The organism is Rhodococcus sp. AQ5-07 (assembly GCF_009707305.1).
Classification (GTDB): Bacteria; Actinomycetota; Actinomycetes; order Mycobacteriales; family Mycobacteriaceae; genus Rhodococcus_F; species Rhodococcus_F erythropolis.
In genome coordinates this window covers 6,281,935-6,300,846 of record NZ_CP046099.1, presented here as the reverse complement: position 1 = coordinate 6,300,846, position 18,912 = coordinate 6,281,935, and the positions used below count along the sequence as shown (strand labels likewise).

Annotated in this window: 21 protein-coding genes; 13 read left to right on the top strand and 8 right to left on the bottom strand. The window is 62.1% G+C overall.

Annotated features, from left to right (window positions below; all coding sequences use genetic code 11):
* Window position 1 precedes the first annotated feature (1 nt).
* Complete coding sequence (locus GJB56_RS29220; protein WP_003944372.1) at window positions 2-1,387, bottom strand: CitMHS family transporter; 1,386 nt, start codon at window positions 1,385-1,387, stop codon at window positions 2-4.
* 93 nt (window positions 1,388-1,480) lie between these two features.
* Window positions 1,481-2,488: a Bug family tripartite tricarboxylate transporter substrate binding protein gene (locus GJB56_RS29215; RefSeq protein ID WP_166655139.1), complete on the bottom strand. Its 1,008-nt coding sequence runs from the start codon at window positions 2,486-2,488 to the stop codon at window positions 1,481-1,483.
* A 179-nt stretch (window positions 2,489-2,667) separates the two neighbouring features.
* On the opposite strand from GJB56_RS29215, the gene GJB56_RS29210 reads away from it, so the two are divergent.
* Together GJB56_RS29210 and GJB56_RS29205 are read left to right on the top strand one after the other, a co-directional pair.
* A complete protein-coding gene (locus GJB56_RS29210) occupies window positions 2,668-4,320 on the top strand; it encodes a sensor histidine kinase (protein WP_230091105.1) in 1,653 nt (550 codons plus the stop codon).
* Window positions 4,317-5,000: a response regulator gene (locus GJB56_RS29205; protein WP_042951073.1), complete on the top strand. Its 684-nt coding sequence runs from the start codon at window positions 4,317-4,319 to the stop codon at window positions 4,998-5,000. The genes GJB56_RS29210 and GJB56_RS29205 overlap by 4 nt, the downstream gene beginning before the upstream one ends.
* A gap of 24 nt (window positions 5,001-5,024) precedes the next feature.
* Here GJB56_RS29205 and GJB56_RS29200 read toward each other — a convergent pair whose 3' ends face one another.
* Complete coding sequence (locus tag GJB56_RS29200) at window positions 5,025-6,599, bottom strand: AMP-binding protein (RefSeq protein WP_113682440.1); 1,575 nt, start codon at window positions 6,597-6,599, stop codon at window positions 5,025-5,027.
* A 222-nt stretch (window positions 6,600-6,821) separates the two neighbouring features.
* Here GJB56_RS29200 and GJB56_RS29195 point away from each other — a divergent pair, with 222 nt between their 5' ends.
* From GJB56_RS29195 to GJB56_RS29175, 5 genes are all read left to right on the top strand, one after another.
* Window positions 6,822-7,367 (top strand): hypothetical protein, encoded by a 546-nt coding sequence (locus tag GJB56_RS29195; RefSeq protein ID WP_020968793.1) that lies wholly within the window; start codon window positions 6,822-6,824, stop codon window positions 7,365-7,367.
* Between the two features lie 126 nt (window positions 7,368-7,493).
* Window positions 7,494-8,690: a Rieske 2Fe-2S domain-containing protein gene (locus GJB56_RS29190; protein ID WP_020968792.1), complete on the top strand. Its 1,197-nt coding sequence runs from the start codon at window positions 7,494-7,496 to the stop codon at window positions 8,688-8,690.
* Window positions 8,691-8,741: 51 nt separating this feature from the next.
* Window positions 8,742-9,923, top strand: coding sequence for an acyl-CoA dehydrogenase family protein (locus GJB56_RS29185; RefSeq protein WP_019749417.1), 1,182 nt, complete (start codon window positions 8,742-8,744; stop codon window positions 9,921-9,923).
* Between the two features lie 39 nt (window positions 9,924-9,962).
* Window positions 9,963-10,874, top strand: coding sequence for a biphenyl-2,3-diol 1,2-dioxygenase (gene bphC, locus GJB56_RS29180; protein ID WP_020968791.1), 912 nt, complete (start codon window positions 9,963-9,965; stop codon window positions 10,872-10,874).
* Between the two features lie 210 nt (window positions 10,875-11,084).
* A complete protein-coding gene (locus GJB56_RS29175) occupies window positions 11,085-11,867 on the top strand; it encodes an IclR family transcriptional regulator (RefSeq protein WP_020968790.1) in 783 nt (260 codons plus the stop codon).
* Between the two features lies 1 nt (window position 11,868).
* Here GJB56_RS29175 and GJB56_RS29170 read toward each other — a convergent pair whose 3' ends face one another.
* Window positions 11,869-12,570, bottom strand: coding sequence for a PadR family transcriptional regulator (locus tag GJB56_RS29170; RefSeq protein ID WP_019749414.1), 702 nt, complete (start codon window positions 12,568-12,570; stop codon window positions 11,869-11,871).
* A 239-nt stretch (window positions 12,571-12,809) separates the two neighbouring features.
* On the opposite strand from GJB56_RS29170, the gene GJB56_RS29165 reads away from it, so the two are divergent.
* The 3 genes from GJB56_RS29165 to GJB56_RS29155 all read left to right on the top strand — a co-directional run bounded on the left by GJB56_RS29165 (window position 12,810) and on the right by GJB56_RS29155 (window position 14,057).
* Complete coding sequence (locus GJB56_RS29165) at window positions 12,810-13,310, top strand: flavin reductase family protein (protein ID WP_020906617.1); 501 nt, start codon at window positions 12,810-12,812, stop codon at window positions 13,308-13,310.
* A gap of 115 nt (window positions 13,311-13,425) precedes the next feature.
* Entirely contained in the window at window positions 13,426-13,812 is a 387-nt protein-coding gene (locus GJB56_RS29160) for a nuclear transport factor 2 family protein (protein ID WP_070797229.1), read from the top strand.
* Window positions 13,812-14,057, top strand: a complete 246-nt coding sequence (locus GJB56_RS29155) for a hypothetical protein (RefSeq protein ID WP_113682300.1) — start codon at window positions 13,812-13,814, stop codon at window positions 14,055-14,057. The genes GJB56_RS29160 and GJB56_RS29155 overlap by 1 nt, the downstream gene beginning before the upstream one ends.
* Here the strand turns inward: GJB56_RS29155 and GJB56_RS29150 are convergent.
* Both GJB56_RS29150 and GJB56_RS29145 read right to left on the bottom strand, forming a co-directional pair.
* Complete coding sequence (locus GJB56_RS29150; protein ID WP_020906614.1) at window positions 14,030-14,515, bottom strand: flavodoxin family protein; 486 nt, start codon at window positions 14,513-14,515, stop codon at window positions 14,030-14,032. The two genes, GJB56_RS29155 and GJB56_RS29150, sit on opposite strands and share 28 nt — an antisense overlap.
* On the bottom strand, window positions 14,512-14,712 hold the full coding sequence (locus GJB56_RS29145) for a hypothetical protein (protein WP_020968788.1): 201 nt from the start codon (window positions 14,710-14,712) through the stop codon (window positions 14,512-14,514). Before GJB56_RS29145 ends, GJB56_RS29150 begins: the two co-directional genes overlap by 4 nt.
* Window positions 14,713-14,804: 92 nt before the next feature.
* On the opposite strand from GJB56_RS29145, the gene GJB56_RS29140 reads away from it, so the two are divergent.
* The 3 genes from GJB56_RS29140 (at window position 14,805) to GJB56_RS29130 (ending at window position 17,694) form a co-directional block, all read left to right on the top strand.
* Entirely contained in the window at window positions 14,805-15,239 is a 435-nt protein-coding gene (locus tag GJB56_RS29140; protein ID WP_020968787.1) for a nucleotidyltransferase domain-containing protein, read from the top strand.
* On the top strand, window positions 15,236-15,847 hold the full coding sequence (locus GJB56_RS29135; protein ID WP_020968786.1) for a uridine kinase: 612 nt from the start codon (window positions 15,236-15,238) through the stop codon (window positions 15,845-15,847). The genes GJB56_RS29140 and GJB56_RS29135 overlap by 4 nt, the downstream gene beginning before the upstream one ends.
* 404 nt (window positions 15,848-16,251) lie before the next feature.
* Window positions 16,252-17,694, top strand: coding sequence for an FAD-dependent oxidoreductase (locus GJB56_RS29130; protein ID WP_113682299.1), 1,443 nt, complete (start codon window positions 16,252-16,254; stop codon window positions 17,692-17,694).
* Between the two features lies 1 nt (window position 17,695).
* Here the strand turns inward: GJB56_RS29130 and GJB56_RS29125 are convergent, their stop codons facing one another.
* Together GJB56_RS29125 and GJB56_RS29120 are read right to left on the bottom strand one after the other, a co-directional pair.
* The gene (locus GJB56_RS29125) at window positions 17,696-17,998 is read right to left on the bottom strand and encodes a hypothetical protein (protein ID WP_113682298.1); all 303 of its coding nucleotides are present in this window, start codon (window positions 17,996-17,998) and stop codon (window positions 17,696-17,698) included.
* A gap of 82 nt (window positions 17,999-18,080) precedes the next feature.
* On the bottom strand, window positions 18,081-18,911 hold the full coding sequence (locus GJB56_RS29120; protein WP_113682297.1) for a mycofactocin-coupled SDR family oxidoreductase: 831 nt from the start codon (window positions 18,909-18,911) through the stop codon (window positions 18,081-18,083).
* Window position 18,912 lies beyond the last annotated feature (1 nt).

Below are 18,912 nucleotides of genomic sequence, written 5' to 3'. Positions count from 1 at the left end.
CTCAGAAGGGGATCTGCCCCAATCCGACACCGACCACGAGCATCGTGATCGAGATCAGGCCTGCTCGCCACAGGACCTTCTTGTGGTGATCCGCCAGAGAAACACCGGCGAGCGTGACCAGCAGCAGGATCGCCGGGACCAGCGGACTCTGCATGTGCACGGCCTGCCCGGTGATCGAAGCGCGCGCCATCTCCACCGGCTCGATGCCGTACTGGGCTGCCGTCTCGGACAGCACCGGCAGCACACCGAAGTAGAACGCGTCGTTGGTCATGAAGAATGTGAGCGGGATACTCAGGACGCCCGTGATGACGGCCAGATGCGGGCCCATCGCGTCGGGAATGACCTGTAGCAGCCACTCTGCCATCGCCTCGACCATGCCGGTTCCCTGGAAAACGCCGGTCAGCACCGCTGCTGCCAGGACCATCGCGACAACGGAGACGATGCTCGACGAATGGCGTGCGATTGCTTCGCCCTGATCCTTGACCGCCGGGAAGTTGACCGCGAGAGCGATCGACGACGCAATCATGAACAGCACCGGGATGGGCAGGATGTCCATCACGAGCACGACGAGAAGGATCGTCGTCAGCGCGGCGTTGAACCAGAGCAGCTTCGGTCGCAAGGTGTCCCGCTTGGGGTCGAGGCCGTCGATGAATCGTCCGGTGTCGCCGCCGTCGTCTTCGGAGTCGTTCGAGCCGCCGGTGCCGGCGCTACCGGTGCTGGAACTTCCACCGTTTCCGACCTTTTCGAGGATGCGCTCAGAAGTCAGGACCAAAGTCCCGATCCTGCGACGCTCCATGATCCCGAGGTGAATCGCGAATCCGAGCACCATGATCAGGCCGACGATCAACGACGGCACCATCGGGACGAACACGTCGGAGGGCGAGAGTCCCAGCGCGCTAGCCGCCCGCACGGTCGGGCCACCCCAAGGAATGATGTTCATCGTCGCGTTGGACAAGCCGGCGATCACCGTCAGTACAACGGGACTGACACCGAGTTTGAGGTAGAGCGGCAGTAGCGCGGAGGTCACGATGATGAAGGTCGTCGAACCGTCTCCGTCCAGCGAGACCACCATCGCGAGCACCGCGGTGCCGACCACGAGCCGCATCGGATCGTCTCGCACCATCCGCAAGATGAGTTTGACCAGCGGATCGAAGAGGCCGACGTCGATCATGATTCCGAAGAAGATGATCGCGAAGAACAACAGCGCCGCGGTGGGTGCGAGCGACTTGATGCCGTCGGTGATCATGTCGCCGATGCCGAGGCCCGCTCCGGCGAGTAGTCCGAAGGCCACCGGCACCAGGGTCAGTCCCACCACCGGGGTCGCGCGTTTGGTGAGGATCAGGAACATGAACACCGCAACCATGAGGAAGCCGAGTGTGACGAGCATGATGAACTCCTTTTGTGCTGAGTTGCCGAGAAAAACGGCACGGCAAATCGAGCCGGTGGCCTTCGTGGAGATGAAACGAAACTTCGGTTGTGCTCAGTTGGTGCCGGGCGGATCGAGTGTCACGTCGACGAACCGGGATTGTTCGGCGAGGAAGGCAGAGAACTCGGGTTCGGTGAGAACTGCGCTGTTCCAACCATTTCGGTCGGACAGCTCGTTCCACCGTGGACTTGCCGCCAGATCCCGCACTAAATTCTGTAAATGCTGACGCTGGTCGTCACTCAATCCGGGGGGCGCCATGAGACCCCGCCAGTTGGTGAACGTGACGTCGACGCCCGACTCCGCCATGGTCGGTGCATCCACCGCCGGAGTGCGCTCCGGCGAACTGACCGCAAGGACCCGAACCGTGCCTGCCGCAATCTGATCCAGGTACTCACCGATACCGGTGGCGGCGACGTCGACCTGCCTGGTCAGCAGCGCCGGAAGCAGTTCTCCGCCGCCGTCGTAGATTCGGTAAGGGGACAGCGACGGATCGACGCCGACCGCCCGTGCGAACAGAAGGCGGAACAGCCCGTCCGGTCCGCCTTCACTCGAACCACCACCGATCGAGATCGACGACGGATCCGCCACCCAGGCCTGCGTCAGATCTGCCAGAGTTTTGTACGGCGAATCTGCCGGCACCAGTACAGCTTCCGGTTCTTCGACCAGTCTCGCGATCGGTGTCACGTCGGAAAGGGTGTGCTCGGACGGCAGTATCTCGAGCGAACCGAGAACGCCGAGTCCCATGACCATGAGTAGATCGGGATTTCCGCGTTCGAGAGCCAACCGGTTGAGTCCGACGATGCCACCCGATCCGGGCAGAACAACGACGTCGGCGTCGACGGTCCCTTCGTCGGCCAGTGCCTGCACCATGGTCCGGGCGGTCAGGTCGTAACCACCACCGGCCACCGAGGGCACCAGTACACGCAGTTCTTCGGAAGTCTCACCCGCTCGACCACCGGCGAAGAAGGACTCGACCGGAGTGCATCCGGTCGAGAGCACGAGAGCCATCGCGCAAGCACCGAGCAGGGCGATATGCCTGCTCAGTCGCTTCGATGTCCTCATGGCCTTGTCCTTGTCTGCTGGCTGTCTACTGGCTGTCTGCTGGTACCGCTGTGTGAACAGGTTTCATACTGACGCACTTTGTGACTGGGGTCACCATTGGGAAAGCAAATTGATTTGTGCTCATTGTGCTCACGAACAACTGCTTTCCCGGCATCGAACCGAAGGCTAGGGTCTGGCTGGTGTCCTCAGGAAACGAGCAGGCCGAGCGAGAGCGCAAGTCGCCTCTGCGTGAGCGCCTGTTTCGGCGCCGGCACACTCTGGCGACCCAACTTCTCGAACTGCAACTTCTGATCGTCGTCGCAGTTCTCGTGTGTGTCACCGCCCTCTCTCTCGCTCAGTCGTCTGCGAGTTTCCAACGCGAGGAGGGACGTCGCGCACTCTCGGCAGCGGAATCACTCGCAGCCAATCCAGCGGTACGTGAACTACTCCCCCAGGCTCAGACTCGTCTCCGCTCCGGACTACAAGGTTCGGTCGACTCGGTGCGCGCCATCTCGGGCGTCACCTACGTCTCGCTTGCCGACGCCGACGGCAGTGTCGTGATTTCGACGCGTCCCGGCGATGTCGGCGTCGACGCACGTCAGACACAGGATCGGTCATGGACGGGTTTGGTCGACACGTCCTCAGGCAAGGCAGTGGAAGCGCACGTTCCGATTCTCGGCAGTGAAGGAGGGATCACCGGAACCGCGATCGTCGGCATCGAGTACCCCTCGATCTGGACGCGACTGCTGCAATCTGCACCGAACCTCCTGGTATACCTCGCGGTGGCCTCGCTTCTCGGGGGCGTCGGTTCGATCCTGTTGGCCCGCAGGGTCAAACGGCAGACCCTCGGCATGGAGGCCCGCGAGATCCTGGACCTGGTTCGCCAACGTGAGGCGATGCTGCGTGGCCTCAAGGAAGGTGTCATCGCATTCGACGCGCAGGGAAAGGTGGTGCTGATGAGCGACAGTGCCCACCAACTCCTCGACATCCCACGCGGGAGTGCCGGTAGATCTGTGCGGGACCTCGGTCTCGACGACCGACTCCAGAGTGTACTGACCTCCGGCACAACCGAATCCGATCAGTTGGTTCTTGTCGGAGATCGACTACTCGTCCTCAACACCGTCTTGATCGAATCGAAAGGCCGCACCATCGGGTCGGTCACCACCTTCCGCGACCGCACCGAATTGCGCTCCGTGGAAGAAGAACTCGACGTGACCAAAACCAGCACGGACGCGCTACGCGCCCACATCCACGAGTTCGACAATCAGTTGCACACCATTTCCGGCCTCATCCAGCTCGGCGAGTACGACGAGGTGGTCGGCTACGTCGAGGGCCTGACCATGGAGCGCGCACAGGTCAGTGCAGCCGTGACCGACAAGATCGCCGACGTCGGCACTGCCGCACTCGTGATCGCCAAGATAGGTGCCGCTGCACAGGGATTGGTCACCGTGGAACTGACATCGGACACGCACCTGGACTCGGTTGATCGCCGACTCGGCCGAGACCTCGTGACGGTGGTCGGAAACCTCGTCGACAATGCCGTCGACGCTGTCGGTGAGATGCCGGAAGCGTCGCGCCGCAAGGTTCGATTGTCGATTCGGGGCCGTGGCACCGCCGTCGAAGTGCGGGTCGAGGACGCCGGCCCCGGTATCGCGCCGGAGAATCGCGACAGGGTTTTCGGCCAGGGCTGGAGCACCAAGGGACAATCGAGCGACGGACACGGTTTCGGCTTGGCACTGGTACGCCTGACGTGTCGTCGACGCGGTGGCGACGTCACCGTGAGCAGTCGTTCGACAGAGGGCATCGAATGGACTGTCTTCACCGCAGTCCTACACGACGGAGAGGGCGCATGATCCGGGTACTGGTGGTGGACGACGACTTCATGGTGGCGAAGGTGCACAGCGGATTCGTCTCGCGGATAGACGGTTTCGAAGTGTGTGGCGTTGCCCATTCGGCCGAGGCCGCGCTGGCCGCAGTCGGTGAGTTGCAACCCGACCTGGTGCTTCTCGACGTCCACCTGCCGGGCACCACCGGACTCGATCTGATCGCCCCGTTTCGCGAGCTGGCACCGGAGCTGGATGTTCTTGTCATCACGAGTGAGCGCGAGGCCGGCTCGGTCAAGAAGGCGCTGCGCAGCGGCGTCGTGCATTACCTGATGAAGCCATTCACGTTCGAGGTTCTCCGTGAGCGTCTCGAGCGCTACCGATCGACATACGCGAATCTCGACAGCTCCGGCGAAGCAGAACAGACAGCAGTGGACGAGGCCTTCGGTGTGGCAGGTGGCGCGCCCGGGGCGTCGTCCCACAAAGGTTTGCCCAAGGGACTCAGTCCCGAGACTCTTCTGTTGGTCGAGACAGCTCTGCGAGACGACACCGAACCCGCCTCGGCAACAGACATTTCCGAGAGAGTCGGTATCTCGCGCGCGAGCGCGAGGCGCTACCTCGAGTACCTCTACGAGTCCGGGCGGTCCACCACCTCGCTGAAATACGGAGTGGTGGGCCGCCCGGAGCGTCGTTACGTCTGGAAACGCTGACCCTTCGCTACACGACGCTGGTTCCTAGACTGCGCGGGCGCTGGTCTCCCAGTACCGCGCGCGCAGTGCCTTCTTGTCCAGCTTGCCCAGCGGTGTCAACGGGAGTGAATCCACGAAGTCGATGCTCTTGGGAGCGTGAACCGAACCCTTGGCTGCCTTCACCTTGTCGACCAGTTCCTCGGTGTCCACGCTCAGTCCGGCACGAAGCACCACGCAGGCCTTGACGGCTTCGCCCCACTTGTCGTCCGGTACACCGACTACCGCCACCGATGCGACGGACGGGTGCGCCGAGATCACGTCTTCGATCTCGCGCGGGAACACGTTGAAACCACCGGTCACGATCATGTCTTTCTTGCGATCGACGATGGACATGAACCCGTCCTTGTCCTTACGTGCGATGTCGCCGGTGTGCAGCCAACCCCCACGGAACGCCTCGGCGGTTTCGGCCGGCTTCTTCCAGTAGCCCTTCATGATCAGCGGGCCGCGCACGCAGATCTCACCGAGTTCTCCCTGCGGCACCTCGTTGAGGTCGTCGTCGAGCAACCGGACGTCGAGCCATGGCACGGGCCGCCCACAGGTAGCGAGGCGGGCCGGATCGTCGGCGAGGTGTTCTTCCTTGCGCAGCACCGAGATTGTCATGCCGCACTCGGTCTGACCGTAGAACTGGAAGAAGATCTGCCCGAACTTCTTGATGCCCTCTTGCAATCTGGCCGGGGACATCGCGGACGCTCCGTAGAACAGCGTTTGCAGACTCGATACGTCACGCTTGGGCAGATCGGGGTGGTCCATGAGCATGTAGATCATGGTGGGCACCAACATGGTTGCCGTGATCTTGTGCTTCTCGATCGCCTCGAGCACGGCCCCCGGTTCGAAGGCGGGCAGGACGATCAGAGCGCCGCCGCGCAGCAAAGTCGGGATGAAGAACGCCGCGCCTGCATGTGAGAGTGGCGTGCAGATGAGAAAGCGGTTGTCCTCGGGCCACTGCCACTCCGACATCTGGATCTGATTGAGCGCTGCACCCGAACGGAACGATCCCACAACACCTTTGGGCTTGCCGGTCGTTCCACCGGTGTAGACCATGCTGCTGGCATCTTCGGCATCGACGTGCGCTGCCTTCAGCGGCGCAGGCTCGAATGTCGCGGCCAGAGCAAGGATGTCGATCCCCACTTCGGACGGGCCCATCGAGAGCACGTTGGTCAGCGAAGGCGACGACGCCTTCAACTCGGCGGCACGATCTTCGAAGGCATTGGGATCGAAGATGAGGGTCTCGATCTCGGCGTCGTCGACGATGTACTTGTGGTCGTCGAGCGATCCCATCGGATTCAGGGCACTCGCCCGGCAGCCGGTGATCATGGTCGCGCCCATGCTGATCAGCACCTCGGGGCGGTTCTTCGACAGCATCGCGGTGCTGGTGCCCTGAGTGATTCCCAGCGACGCGAGAGCCTGGGCGAAGCAGCTGATCTGATCGCGCATCTGCCCTCCGGTGAGGATCACGTCTCCGAGGTACAGCGCAGGCTTGTCGTGATTGCGTTCCAGAGCGGTGATGAGCAGGTCCGGACCGTATACCGGTCGGTGCAGGTCAGCGAACTCGTCTGTCATCTGGTCTTCCTTCTGCTCGGCGCGTGCAGTCATCGAGATGTGCTCCCGGTCACGGATACGATATCCAGAATTGCACAAAACTGGAACAGGTTCCACCTCTTCGAACGAATCCGAGAATGCTCCCGATCAGCGGGAAGCCCGTCGTCACCCGCGAGAGCGGTGGTTAGCGTCGATGTACCCACCGAGACGACAGCGTCTCGGTCGCGTCCAACGGAGAGTGTCATGACTACCAACCTCGGTACCGCCCACTTCACGGCATCTGCTCCCCGTACGTCCACCACGCTCCTCTCGGATTTCGACTCGCTGTACGGCACCGTGCGCTCGGCACCCGACGGGTCCGTCGTCGAACAGGACGTCGTGTTCTTCGGGCGCCCTGATCCGGGCGCGCTGCTCACCGGATCCGTGAGGCCGCTGGGCTCGACTCTCGAGCGGATCACCGAATACCACGACCAGACCGGGCATCTGGTTGCCGAGGTCTTCGTCCGGGAAGCCCCGACAGCGGGCACCGGAACCGATTCCGTTGCTGCCCTTGCCGATTTCGCCGCTCGTCGTTACGGCTCGGCGTCGCTACGACGGTTCCGCGGACGTTGCACCGCAACTTCCGCGGGAGCAGATCTGAACTGCTCCGTGACGGTGCTCGCTACGTACGAGAAGGACCACGAGAGCGTCGCCGACGTAGCTCTGGTCGCCACCGATCCCACCGGGGTCGTCACCGCTCGGGCCTGGGCGACTTACGCGATCGACGATGTGGCGACACTCGCGAGCTGAATCTCTGCAGGTCACCGAGCGGGTGTTCCATCCAGCGGGAACTGCCGTATCTCCAGAGGACGCTTCGTCGTTGTATGAGACGGATCACATCACTGGAGCGTCGCAAGACGCGGCTCGGAGGAAGACATGGCACTCGGAACCGGCCCACTCACCACTACGGACGCCTCGACGCAGTCGGGCGCCGGCGAGGAAATTCGAGAAATCGAAGCGGCAGCGCCCCCGGCGCGGTTCGCGCGTGGATGGCACTGCCTCGGACTGAGCAATACCTATCGCGACGGTCAGCCCCACCAGATCGAGGCATTCGGCACCAGCCTTGTCGTCTTCGCCGACAGCAAGGGCGACATCAAGATTCTCGACGCCTACTGCCGCCACATGGGTGGCAACCTCGCTCACGGAACCGTCAAGGGCGATTCGATCGCCTGCCCGTTCCACGACTGGCGTTGGGGCGGTAACGGAAAATGTACGGCGATCCCCTACGCACGACGCGTTCCGCCGCTGGCCAAGACGCGGGCGTGGACCACACTCGAGAAGAACGGTCAGCTGTTCGTCTGGCACGATCCCCAGGGAAATCCCCCGCCCGCCGAGGTCACGATTCCCGACATCGAGGGCTTCGGAAGCGATGAGTGGAGCGACTGGAGCTGGAACACGCTCACCATCGAAGGCTCTCATTGCCGCGAGATCGTGGACAACGTCGTGGACATGGCCCACTTCTTCTACGTTCACTACTCGTTCCCCAAGTACTTCAAGAACATCTTCGAAGGTCACGTAGCGAGCCAGTACATGGAATCGGTGGGACGTGAGGACATCATCAGCGGCACCAACTACGGCGATCCCAACGCTGTTCTTCGTTCGGATGCTTCGTATTTCGGTCCGTCGTACATGATCGACTGGATCAAGAGCGAAGCCAACGGGCAGATCATCGAAACTGTATTGATCAACTGCCACTACCCCATTTCGAACAATGCCTTCGTGTTGCAGTACGGCGCGATGGTCAAGAAGCTTCCCGGTATGGACGACGAGTCCACTGCCGCGATGGCCGCGCAGTTCACCGAGGGCGTCGAGATGGGATTCCTTCAGGACGTGGAGATCTGGAAGAACAAGGCCCCGATCGACAACCCGCTGCTCTCGGAGGAGGACGGCCCGGTTTACCAGTTGCGGCGCTGGTACAACCAGTTCTACACCGATGTCGAGAACGTCACGGAAGACATGACGAAGCGCTTCGAATTCGAGATCGACACTACCCGCGCAGTGGAGAGCTGGAAGCGGGAAGTCGCCGAAAACGTTGCCGCACGTGACGCCCAGCGGCTCGAGACAACCTCCTGATTCGCAGTCGAAAATACTGCTGAGACAACCTGACTGAACGCAAGGAACAACATGACGTACGAAGTGCTCGAACAGATCAACGCGATGGCCGACGACATCTTCGCCGAAGGCATCGAGGCCGAGCGGATCGGCCGGGTGGCCGACGACACCGCCAAGAAGATGAAGGCAATCGGTTCCATCCGCATGCTCCAACCCAAGGAACACGGCGGAATGGAGGCGCATCCTCGCGAGTTCGCCGAGACCGTGATGCGCATGGCTTCGCTCAATCCCTCGGCCGGCTGGGTACACGGGATCGTCGGAGTTCACCCGTGGCAGCTCGCGTTCGCCGATCCCAAGGTGCAGCAGGAGATCTGGGGATCAGATCCCGACACCTGGATGGCATCGCCGTACATGCCCGGCGGAATGTGTATCCCCACCGACGGCGGCTACAAGTTCTCCGGCCGCTGGCAGTTCTCTTCCGGCACCGACCATTGCGACTGGGCATTCCTCGGTGCGATGGCGTGCGACAAGGACGGCAACATGGAGATGCCGCCGCGCATGCTCCATGTGATCATTCCGCGCACCGACTACGAGATCATCGAAGACTCGTGGGATGTCATGGGACTTCGCGGCACCGGCTCCAAGGACCTCGTGGTCAAGGATGCGTACGTCCCCGATTACCGCGTCATGGACTGCGACGAGGTCATCGACGGAACGGCGGTGCGCAAGTACGGTCGCACCGAGACGCTGTACCTGATGCCGTGGTCGAACATGTTCCCCCTCGGTATCACCGCCGCCACCATCGGCATCTGCGAGGGAATGCTCTTCCACGCCAACGAGTACCAGGCCGATCGCATCAACGCACAGGGCACGGCGGTCAAGGACGACCCCTACACCTTGTTCGCCATCGGTCAGGCAACTGCCGACATCCGGGCGGCCCGCGACACCCTGCTGGCCAACGTCGACCGCATGTGGGATCGAGTGGACGCTGGCAAGGAAGTGACCTTCGAGCAGCGCGCCGAGGGACGCCAGACTCAGGTGCAGGCCGCCTGGCGCGCAATCAATGCAATCGATCAGGTCTACCCGCGCTGCGGCGGCAACGCACTGCGGATGGACAAGCCACTTCAGCGATTCTGGCGCGACGCTCACGCGGGACAGCACCATGCAATTCACGTGCCGGGCACCGTATTCCACGCCGCCTCGCTGAGCCGTCTCGGCGCAGATCCGCAGGGTCCGCTGCGGGCGATGATCTGATCAGACTTCGACACAAGAAATCGACAGGAACAGAACACGATGACACACACTGACATCAAGGGACTTGGCTACGTCAAGATCTCGACCAACGACATGGCACGTTGGCGCACTTTCGCTTTCGATGTTCTCGGATTCGCCAAGGGCAGTGGGCCGGACGAGAACGCTCTCTACCTACGACTCGACGAGCGTGCTGCTCGCATCGTCGTCGTCGAGGGTGAGCGCGACGAGATCGTCAACATCGGTTGGGAGGTCGCCGATCACGCCGCACTGCGCCGCGTTCAGGAGTCCCTCGAAAAGAACGGCACCGAGGTGGAGCAGCTTTCGCTCGCCGAAGCGGATGCTCGACGGGTCGAAGAGGTCATCGCCTTCACCGATCCCGGTGGAGCAGCCATCGAGGTCTTCCACGGCGCGATCCTCGACCACAGCCCCGTGGTGACGCCCTTCGGCGCTCGATTCGTCACCGGCGCACAGGGTCTCGGCCACGTCGTGCTCCCGGTGATGGACAGTGCTGCGAGCTTCGACTTCTACACCGAGGTGCTCGGCTTCTACCCGCGCGGCGCCTTCCGCCTGCCGGCCCCGCCCGAATTCGGGCCGCTGCGAATCCGTTTCATGGGCGTCAACGAGCGTCACCACAGCTTGGCCCTGTGCCCGGCACCGCACGGCGGCGCACCCGGCCTGATTCACATCATGGTCGAGGTCGACACCCTCGACGCTGTCGGCCAGGCTCTCGACCGAGTGATGAAGGACGGATTCTCCGTGTCGTCGACCTTGGGTCGCCACACCAACGACAAGATGATCTCCTTCTACGTCCGCGCACCCGGCGGCTGGGACATCGAGTTCGGCACCGAGGGCGCGAAGGTGGATCAGGACTCGTACTCCTCCGAGGAGATCACCGCTGACAGCTACTGGGGCCACGACTGGTCCGGAAGCGAACCGCTGGCAGCTATGTAGTACCTGCCGGTGACGATGTAGTACCCGCCGGTAGTAAACAGACGAAGGGGCTTGCGCGAGCATTCGCGCAAGCCCCTTCGTCGTTTCCACCGTGACGCGCCCGAAAACAGACCGGTGATCCACTTCACAAATCCGGAACTCTATGACACTATTTCTAATTGAAATAGCCAGTTCACTGGTTGTGGAGCTCTAAGAGAAGTGAGGTACACGATGACACTGCAGGCTGTGGATGCTTTAGGCGCCGATTCGGCCCCGACAGCAATTCTCGATCGCGTCTCGCTGGTTCTCGACGCCTTCGACGGTCCCGGCAGGTTGACGCTCGCTCAGGTCGTTCGGAGCACGGGCCTGCCACGCTCGTCTGCCCACCGCATGCTCGAACGTCTCGTCTCGATGCGTTGGCTGCGCCGCGACGGCCGCGACTACGAACTCGGTATGCGCCTCGTCGAACTGGGATCGCTCGCGGTTCATCAAGACCGCCTCCACGCTGCAGCCATGCCGCTCCTCCACGAGCTCTACCGCGTCACCGGCTTCGTGGTTCACCTCGGCATCCTCGACGGGCCCGATGTGGTCTACATGGAGAAGATCGGCGGACGCCTCGCTGCCGCGGTGCCGACGCGTGTGGGTGGTCGACGCCGGGCCGAGACCACTGCGATCGGTCAGGCACTGCTTGCATTCGGTTCGCCGAAGTCCTCGGGCTACGCACTGCCCCACCTCGCCCGGATTCGCGAATCAGGGGTGGCATTCGAAACCGGAAACGGCCTACCGGGATTCAGCTGTCTTGCGGCACCGATCGGCCCCATCGGCCGCGCTGTTGCCGCGGTATCCATCTGCGCGCCGTCGAAGGCTCTCCGACTCGACCACGTCAGCGCAGCGCCGGTTCGGATGGCGGCCGCTGCCATTTGGCGTGGCATCGACGGCGGATCGCTGAGCGTCACTCCGACGTTGCAGCGTCGTCACCTGCTGCGCAACATGCCCACCGCAGCCGGGGCCTGACTCAGATATTCGAGCCGTTGCCGGTGAGACCGGCTTGCTCGAGCGCCAACACGTACTCCTCGACGTTCTTCCATCTGCCAGGCGTCGAGGGCAACGGCGATCCCAGTCGGTCGTGCTCGGCGACGTTCGCGAACTCGGCGGACGCACGATCGATGTCTTCGAGTAGTTCGCGAGCAAGTTCGATCTCGGCTCGGAAGTACCGTTCCGACCATCGCAACGTCATGACCGGGAACGACCAGGCCGGCTCGTTCTCGGCATGATCTGCGTGGAGTTTCGCGCGTCGAATCTGCTCTTCGACGTTGGCGATATGGGCTTCGACCAGTGCCTTCAGTCGCTCGGGTTCGTTGAGGTGTCCCATCCACAGACGCAACATGACGCCGTGCTTGAGCACCGGGACTTCCACCGGCGCCTCCCGTGACCACGTCCGGACGGCGTCGGTTCCTGATTGGGTGATCGAGTAGAGGCGCTTGCCCCGTACCCCGGGCTCGGAGACGACCCGGGACTCCACGAATCCGATGCTTTCGAGCTTCTTCAGCTCTGCGTAGACCTGGCTGATGGACGGGCTCCAGTAGAAGAAGCCGACACTCCAGTCAGCCCACTTCTTCAAATCGTTTCCGGTCAGTTCCTCCCCGAACGTCAGCATCCCGAGCACTGCCCAGCTGGTAGCGGGAAGTCCTCGGGACACGTCATCAGGTTCGGACATGCCCGAAGTCTAACAATCACTGGTGATTTGCTGGTTTCGTAGAATCCGAACGGACCGCTGAGCGGGATCAAATTTGCCCGAGACCCCTCCACCTGACACTCGGTCGGTCCGAACCCGTGGCGAGAAGCCATTGCTGCCATTGAGTGGGACTGCCGCTGGATTACGACCGCGGCGCCACACATCGTTGCTTCTGAAGCTGTTTGCAGAGATTTGAACAGAGATTTGAACAAGGAGACGACATGACCGTGGAAAACGCCGAGCCGCCAGTTCTGGACGGACGCACACTTCGCAACGTGATGAGCAATTTCTGCACTGGCGTCACCGTCATCACCGCTCACGATGGAGACTCACCCCTCGGCTTCACCTGCCAGTCTCTGGTCTCGGTATCGCTCGATCCCCCGTTGCTCTCGTTCTGCCCGGCGAAGACGTCGACAAGTTGGCCGAAGCTTCGCGAATCCGGAACTCTCTGCATCAATGTGCTCGCTCATGATCAGCAGGACATGTGTTCGGCGTTCGCTCGCGGCGGGACCGACAAGTTCCTCGGCGTCGAGTGGGACGCGGCCGGCAACGGCGCTCCGGCGCTCAGCGGCGCACTCGCTCGCATCGAGGCCACCGTCGAGCAGGAGCACGACGCCGGTGATCACACCATCGTCGTCGCACGCATCACCGATCTGAACGTGCTGCGCCACGACGGTCCGCTTCTGTTCTACCGCGGCGGCTTCGGACGCTTCGACGCCTGAATTTCTTGCGGGCCGTCCCGCTGCGTGGGAGATTGCGACGCCGAATCGAGACGGCACCGATAGCGTCCGAAGTAGTTGTCAGACCCTGAACTTCTCGACTGATCGGACTAACTCGATGACCACTCTCGAACCAGACACCACGGCCACGATCACGGCGACGGTTACCACCTACCTCGACGCCGTGGCTCGCGGATCGTCAGCGGACATCGCCGCCCTCTACGCCGAGAACGCGACACTCGAAGACCCGGTCGGCAGCGAACCCCGTGTCGGCAAAGCGGCGATCACCGAGTTCTACGGCGCTCTCGAGGGCGGTTCGCAAGAGACGGAGCTTCTCACCTTGCGGGTGAGCGGATCCAGCGCGGCCTTCCACTTCCGCGTCGTCACACCGGTGGGCGATCAGGTCTACGAGGTCGAACCGATCGACGTCATGACTTTCGACGCGGACGCCAAGATCACGAGTATGCGCGCGTTCTGGTCACCGGCCGATCTGATTGCACGCTGATGCGTCAGGTCAGCTGTCGGAACTGCGGAAACCGCGTTCTGGTCGAGAAATACAGCGAAGCGCACACCAGCGTTCAATGGCTCGAAGAGTCGCAAGTGGTGTGCCCGGAACTGGGGCGTGAGGACGGTCGAGCCAACGCTCAGCGGACGTGTGGCGCTCTGCGTCAGACGATCAACGACCTTGCCGACGCCGGTGAGCTGGAGATGAGCCTGCGCAGCTACCCGGTGCCGGGCAAGCTGTCCTGAACGCTTCCGCGTAGGACTTCGGCGAACGTGCGCGCCGATTCCAAGTCGTCGGCGTTCGGCCGCCCCTTCCGGATACCGCCGAACGGCTTGAACGGAAAATACGTATCCCACGCACGGGACGAGAAGGCTGCGACCACATCGAAGCCCTTCTGCTCGAGCAGCTGAACCAGTGGACGCGAGAAGCGATGAATCCCCTTGTCGGGAAAACCACTGGTGGCGAAGACAAAAGCCTTGGATCGCCGTTCTTCGGGGAGTGCCTCGATGAACGAGCGTAGGTCTTCGTGGTACGAGCGTAGGTAGATGCCGGAGCCGAAGCCCACGAGGTCGTAGTCGGCGAGCTGCGCGGCGTCGATGTCACCGGGCTCGACCACGCGAGCATCGAGAACTTCTCCGATGACGTCGGCGATACGCTTCGTATTGCCATGGGAGACAGAGGTACACACGATGATTGCCTTCATCGACTGCCTTCTTTCGTCGCTGTGTGTGGGACGCCATCTACGTTCTCGCGCAGGTAGATCCAGGTGATGAATCCCCCGCAGATTGCAAAAATCACGGCGACAACCGAATATGCGTCGAGCGGAAGCCCAGTCCAGATCAAGCCTGCAACAAGGACCATCGCACCAACAGCCAGACCTGCCGATACTTCCTTGGACATACGCATCCCTCCCCTGGTTCATCACTGACAGTTCCAGGATAGAGGTACCAGCGAAGCTACGGACAGCCGTGACGGTGGGGAATGATGCCGGTATGTCAGCACGATTGAAAGGACGTAGGCGCGCGGTCAACGCTTTGCTCGTCGACGTCGAACAATGGGCCGATGAACACGACGGAGTCAAGGCTGTAGCGCTGGTCGGGTCCTACGCGCGCGGCGCGGAGCGTATGGCGAGTGATCTTGATCTGATGATCCTGGCCGACGACGCGAACGCGCTCGCAAATGAAGACTGGTTCGTGCGGCTCCGCCCCGACGCGCGATTCATCGGAGTCGCAAACTGGGGGCCAGTTCGAGAACGACGCTTCCGCCTACGGTCCGGCCTCCTCGTCGAGCTGAATTTCGCGAGCGAGAGCTGGGCGGACGTTCCGCTCGACGCGGGTACTCGACGTGTTCTCGAAGACGGTCACCGAATCCTGTACGACACTGGGCCTCTTCGTGTCGCTGCGAGTGCTGTAGGAATTGATCGATGAGCACTGCGTCGGTCTTCGAAACCTTAGCCGCCGAAATATCCGCGTTGCGCGGCTCGCCTCTCGTCTCGATCGACGGTGTCGATGGGAGCGGCAAGACGACATTCGCTAAAAGCCTTACAGCGCAGCTGAATGCACGCCCCGTCATCGTGATTCACGTCGACGACTTTCTGAATCCGCCGGAGATTCGTCATCGCAGAGGTCGGCAATCGCCGGAAGGCTTCTGGCTCGACAGCTACGACTACGACGCGCTCGAACGCCATGTTCTCGATCCGTTGGGACCGGGCGGGAGCAGAAGGTACCGACAACGGCGGGACAGCGACGCGTACCTGCATGCAGCCGATGGAGCGATCGTCCTCGTCGAAGGCCTGTTCCTGCATCGTGACGAGCTTGCTTCCCGATGGGACTACTCGATCTTTCTCGACGTGCCCTTCGAGGAGACCGCGCGGCGAATGAACCTTCGCGACGGAACGAACGCGGATCCGGATCATCCTTCGATGAACAGATATGTGGGCGGGCAACGGTTTTACTTCGCCGCTGCAAAACCCTGGACCCGAGCCGACTGCGTCATCGACAACTCCGACCCGGGCATGCCGCGCATCCACTCCTGATATCGCGTCGAGATCGCGAGCGATACTCGTATTCCGCCATCCCTCCCTGCCTGGGACTTCTCCCGAACGGTCGCGAGAAGTCGAGTAGGGTCTCTCAATGACGTCACCAACCGCCTCCCGCATCAGAACTCTGAACTGGATCGCATTCGGGATCGGGATTCTGCTGACTGCCCTCGCAATTTTCGATCTCGTTCAAGGCGAGCGTTCAACGAGTGTATGGATCGCCGTTGTGTGTTGGCCGATTGTCGCAACACTCAGTGCGGTCCAGCTATTCAAGTCGAGACCCAACAGCTGAGTACCTGATGTGCACCCACTGATCCTCAGGCGAATGTCCGGAACAGGCCTTCTCTCGCTCACCGGGAAGGCACGTATGAGGCGCCACCATCCGACCATAGCTTTGTGACATGGACAACAACGTCGATGTCATTGTCATCGGATCGGGCGCTGCCGGATCCGCCGCAGCACTCCAAGCACACGCTGACGGCGCGTCGGTGGTGATTCTGGAGAAGAGTGGACGCGATACCGCGGGCGGCAACACTCGACTGTCCGGCAGTGGATGGTTCGTCAACCAGGACCCTGCCGCCGCCCGCACCTTCCTGCGTTCGTTGAACGGATCGTTCACCGTTGCCGACGACGTCATCGACGCCTGGGCAGAGAATACGCAAGGACTGTCCGACTGGCTCCGCAGTCTGGGTGCAACTGTAGCGATGAGCGGCGATTTCCATTCCACGGCGGAGTACGGCGAACTCGACGGAAGTTCTTGTTACGCAGGGATGGATACCATCGAAGGGAAGATGGGCAATGAACTTCTCTACCGCTTCCTCGTTTCCGCTCTCGCTGAACGCGGCATCACAACTCTTTTCGACACCGAAGCCACCAGACTCTTGACGGACGAATCCGGAGCGGTGACCGGAGTCGAGATCCGTTCGGGTGAACAAACTTCGCAGATCCATGCGCGCCGAGGTGTCATCCTTGCCACCGGAGGTTTCGAAGCAAATCCGGCCATGGTGCGCGATTACCTACGCCTGGAGAATCCGAAGATCTGGGGCTCACCTTCGGCAACAGGTGACGGCCACCGGATGGCACAGGCAGTGGGCGCAGATCTGTGGCACATGAACAACATGATGACCATTACGGGAATCCCCGGCGACCTCGAAAATCCGACTGGATTCTTCCTCGCACTGTGGAACGCGCACAACTATGTGTTCCTCAGCCGGGAAGGTCGACGCTTCACCGACGAGTCAACCGAAATGCGGCACGGTCATGTGTTCAGAGAGGGTTCCTACCAACACTTTCCGGTGCAACCGATGAACATTGTGTTCGACGAGACGATGAGGTTGGCTGGGCAGCTGAGCCCCGGTCGCGACGCACTGCCCGTCGGACACATGGTCCTCGACGAAGGGTACGAGTGGAGTTCGGACAATCAAGCCGAGATCGACAAGGGTTGGATCGTCAAAGCGGACACGCTTGCCGAACTCGCCGGGAAGCTCGGCTTGGACCCCGCCGTCGTGGAAACAAGTGTGCACCGCTACAACGAGGCGTGCGCGGACGGCGTAGACCATTCCTTCGGCCGCAACCCGGAAACTTTGGCCCCGGTGGCAACCGCTCCGTTCTACGCCGTCTCCGGGCCACCGCTGCTGGGATGGAGTAGCGGTGGGCCGCGCCGCGACGGTCATTCCCGCGTCCTCGACACCGCCGGTAGCCCGATTCCGGGGCTGTATGCGGCGGGCGCAGTGAGTTCCACCTACAGCGCGGCGAAGGACGGTGGATTCCATATTGCCGACGCCTTCGCGTTCGGTCGTGTTGCCGGCGCCCATGCTGCCGCGCGCGCGACAGCGGGCGACTGAGTCACACCCGAGCGGCCTTGACCTCGTCGAAGAACGCGACGACGGCGGCTTCATTCTCCGGCGGAACGGTGAGCGATGCCCGTGGACCCGCTACCGCGATGGAGTCGTCGGCGAGCCGGTTTCCAATGGTGAGCTTCAATCCCGATTTCGACGGTTTCGCCTTCACTGCAATGTGTTCGACATGCCAGCGAGCCACTTCGCTCGTGCTCGCGGCGGTGCGGTCGAAGACCTCCACCGTGCGGTGGTCGAGGACCATGACGATGTTGGTCCCGACGGTGACTTCCAGATAGCGTCGTTCCGCCACGGTGTGCGCCTTTCGGTCAGTTGAACCCGACGCTACACACCGTGGCGGAACCCAGCGCGACAAACCTCAGCTATTCCAAACTTCAGCGGGACGAACTCCCCGCATCCACCGGCAGGGCGACCGACGTGATGTAACGGGCCTCGTCGGAGGACAGGAACAGTGCCGCATTCGCTACGTCCACCGGTTCGATCCACGGAATGGCAAGCATGTTCATCGTCATCGCCGCCGCAGCGAATTCCTCCCGCGTCGGGTTCTCGAGATCGGGGCGGAACTTGCCGCGCACCAACGGGTTCTGAATCATCGGAGTGTCGACGTTGGTGGGATGAACGGTGTTGACCCGCACGTTGTGCGGCGCCAATTCCTTTGCCAGCGAACGCATCAGACCAACGACTCCATGCTTGGCTGCGGTGTAGTGCGCAACTCCGACCAGCCCCCGCAGTCCGGCGATGGAACTGGTGAGTGTCATCGATCCCCCGCCTCGCGCGATCAAGTGCGGCGCCGCAACCGTCGTGGTGTGCCACACCCCGGTCAGGTTCACGTCCAGCATGGTCTGCCACATCGTTTCCGACATCGTCAGAGCCCCGTCGGAAGACGTGATACCAGCTGTAGCGCACACGATGTCGAGTCCGCCGAGCGCTTCGACCCCCGAGTCCACCGCGCTGCGTAGCGCCTCGAGATCCCGAACGTCCACTACCGCAGATTCGACCTTTCGCCCCAGTGCCTCGATCTGGGCTACCGTCTCGGCGAGATCGGATTCCGACGCGGGCGGGGTGACTGTCGTTTCCACCGACGCGCACACGTCGATCGCGATGATGTCCGCACCTTCTTCGGCGAATCGCACGGCCTGAGCCCGGCCGATTCCTCGTGCCGCACCCGTGATCAGCGCGATCTTGCGTTCCAATCGAGAAGTCATC

Coding starts and splice junctions, on each gene's coding strand:
- GJB56_RS29220 (WP_003944372.1), bottom strand. CDS start 1,387: ATGCTCGTCACACTCGGCTTCCTCATGGTTGCGGTGTTCATGTTCCTG.
- GJB56_RS29215 (WP_166655139.1), bottom strand. CDS start 2,488: ATGAGGACATCGAAGCGACTGAGCAGGCATATCGCCCTGCTCGGTGCT.
- GJB56_RS29205 (WP_042951073.1), top strand. CDS start 4,317: ATGATCCGGGTACTGGTGGTGGACGACGACTTCATGGTGGCGAAGGTG.
- GJB56_RS29200 (WP_113682440.1), bottom strand. CDS start 6,599: ATGACAGACGAGTTCGCTGACCTGCACCGACCGGTATACGGTCCGGAC.
- GJB56_RS29195 (WP_020968793.1), top strand. CDS start 6,822: ATGACTACCAACCTCGGTACCGCCCACTTCACGGCATCTGCTCCCCGT.
- GJB56_RS29190 (WP_020968792.1), top strand. CDS start 7,494: ATGGCACTCGGAACCGGCCCACTCACCACTACGGACGCCTCGACGCAG.
- GJB56_RS29185 (WP_019749417.1), top strand. CDS start 8,742: ATGACGTACGAAGTGCTCGAACAGATCAACGCGATGGCCGACGACATC.
- bphC (WP_020968791.1), top strand. CDS start 9,963: ATGACACACACTGACATCAAGGGACTTGGCTACGTCAAGATCTCGACC.
- GJB56_RS29175 (WP_020968790.1), top strand. CDS start 11,085: ATGACACTGCAGGCTGTGGATGCTTTAGGCGCCGATTCGGCCCCGACA.
- GJB56_RS29170 (WP_019749414.1), bottom strand. CDS start 12,570: ATGTCCGAACCTGATGACGTGTCCCGAGGACTTCCCGCTACCAGCTGG.
- GJB56_RS29165 (WP_020906617.1), top strand. CDS start 12,810: ATGACCGTGGAAAACGCCGAGCCGCCAGTTCTGGACGGACGCACACTT.
- GJB56_RS29160 (WP_070797229.1), top strand. CDS start 13,426: ATGACCACTCTCGAACCAGACACCACGGCCACGATCACGGCGACGGTT.
- GJB56_RS29155 (WP_113682300.1), top strand. CDS start 13,812: ATGCGTCAGGTCAGCTGTCGGAACTGCGGAAACCGCGTTCTGGTCGAG.
- GJB56_RS29150 (WP_020906614.1), bottom strand. CDS start 14,515: ATGAAGGCAATCATCGTGTGTACCTCTGTCTCCCATGGCAATACGAAG.
- GJB56_RS29145 (WP_020968788.1), bottom strand. CDS start 14,712: ATGTCCAAGGAAGTATCGGCAGGTCTGGCTGTTGGTGCGATGGTCCTT.
- GJB56_RS29140 (WP_020968787.1), top strand. CDS start 14,805: ATGTCAGCACGATTGAAAGGACGTAGGCGCGCGGTCAACGCTTTGCTC.
- GJB56_RS29135 (WP_020968786.1), top strand. CDS start 15,236: ATGAGCACTGCGTCGGTCTTCGAAACCTTAGCCGCCGAAATATCCGCG.
- GJB56_RS29130 (WP_113682299.1), top strand. CDS start 16,252: ATGGACAACAACGTCGATGTCATTGTCATCGGATCGGGCGCTGCCGGA.
- GJB56_RS29120 (WP_113682297.1), bottom strand. CDS start 18,911: ATGACTTCTCGATTGGAACGCAAGATCGCGCTGATCACGGGTGCGGCA.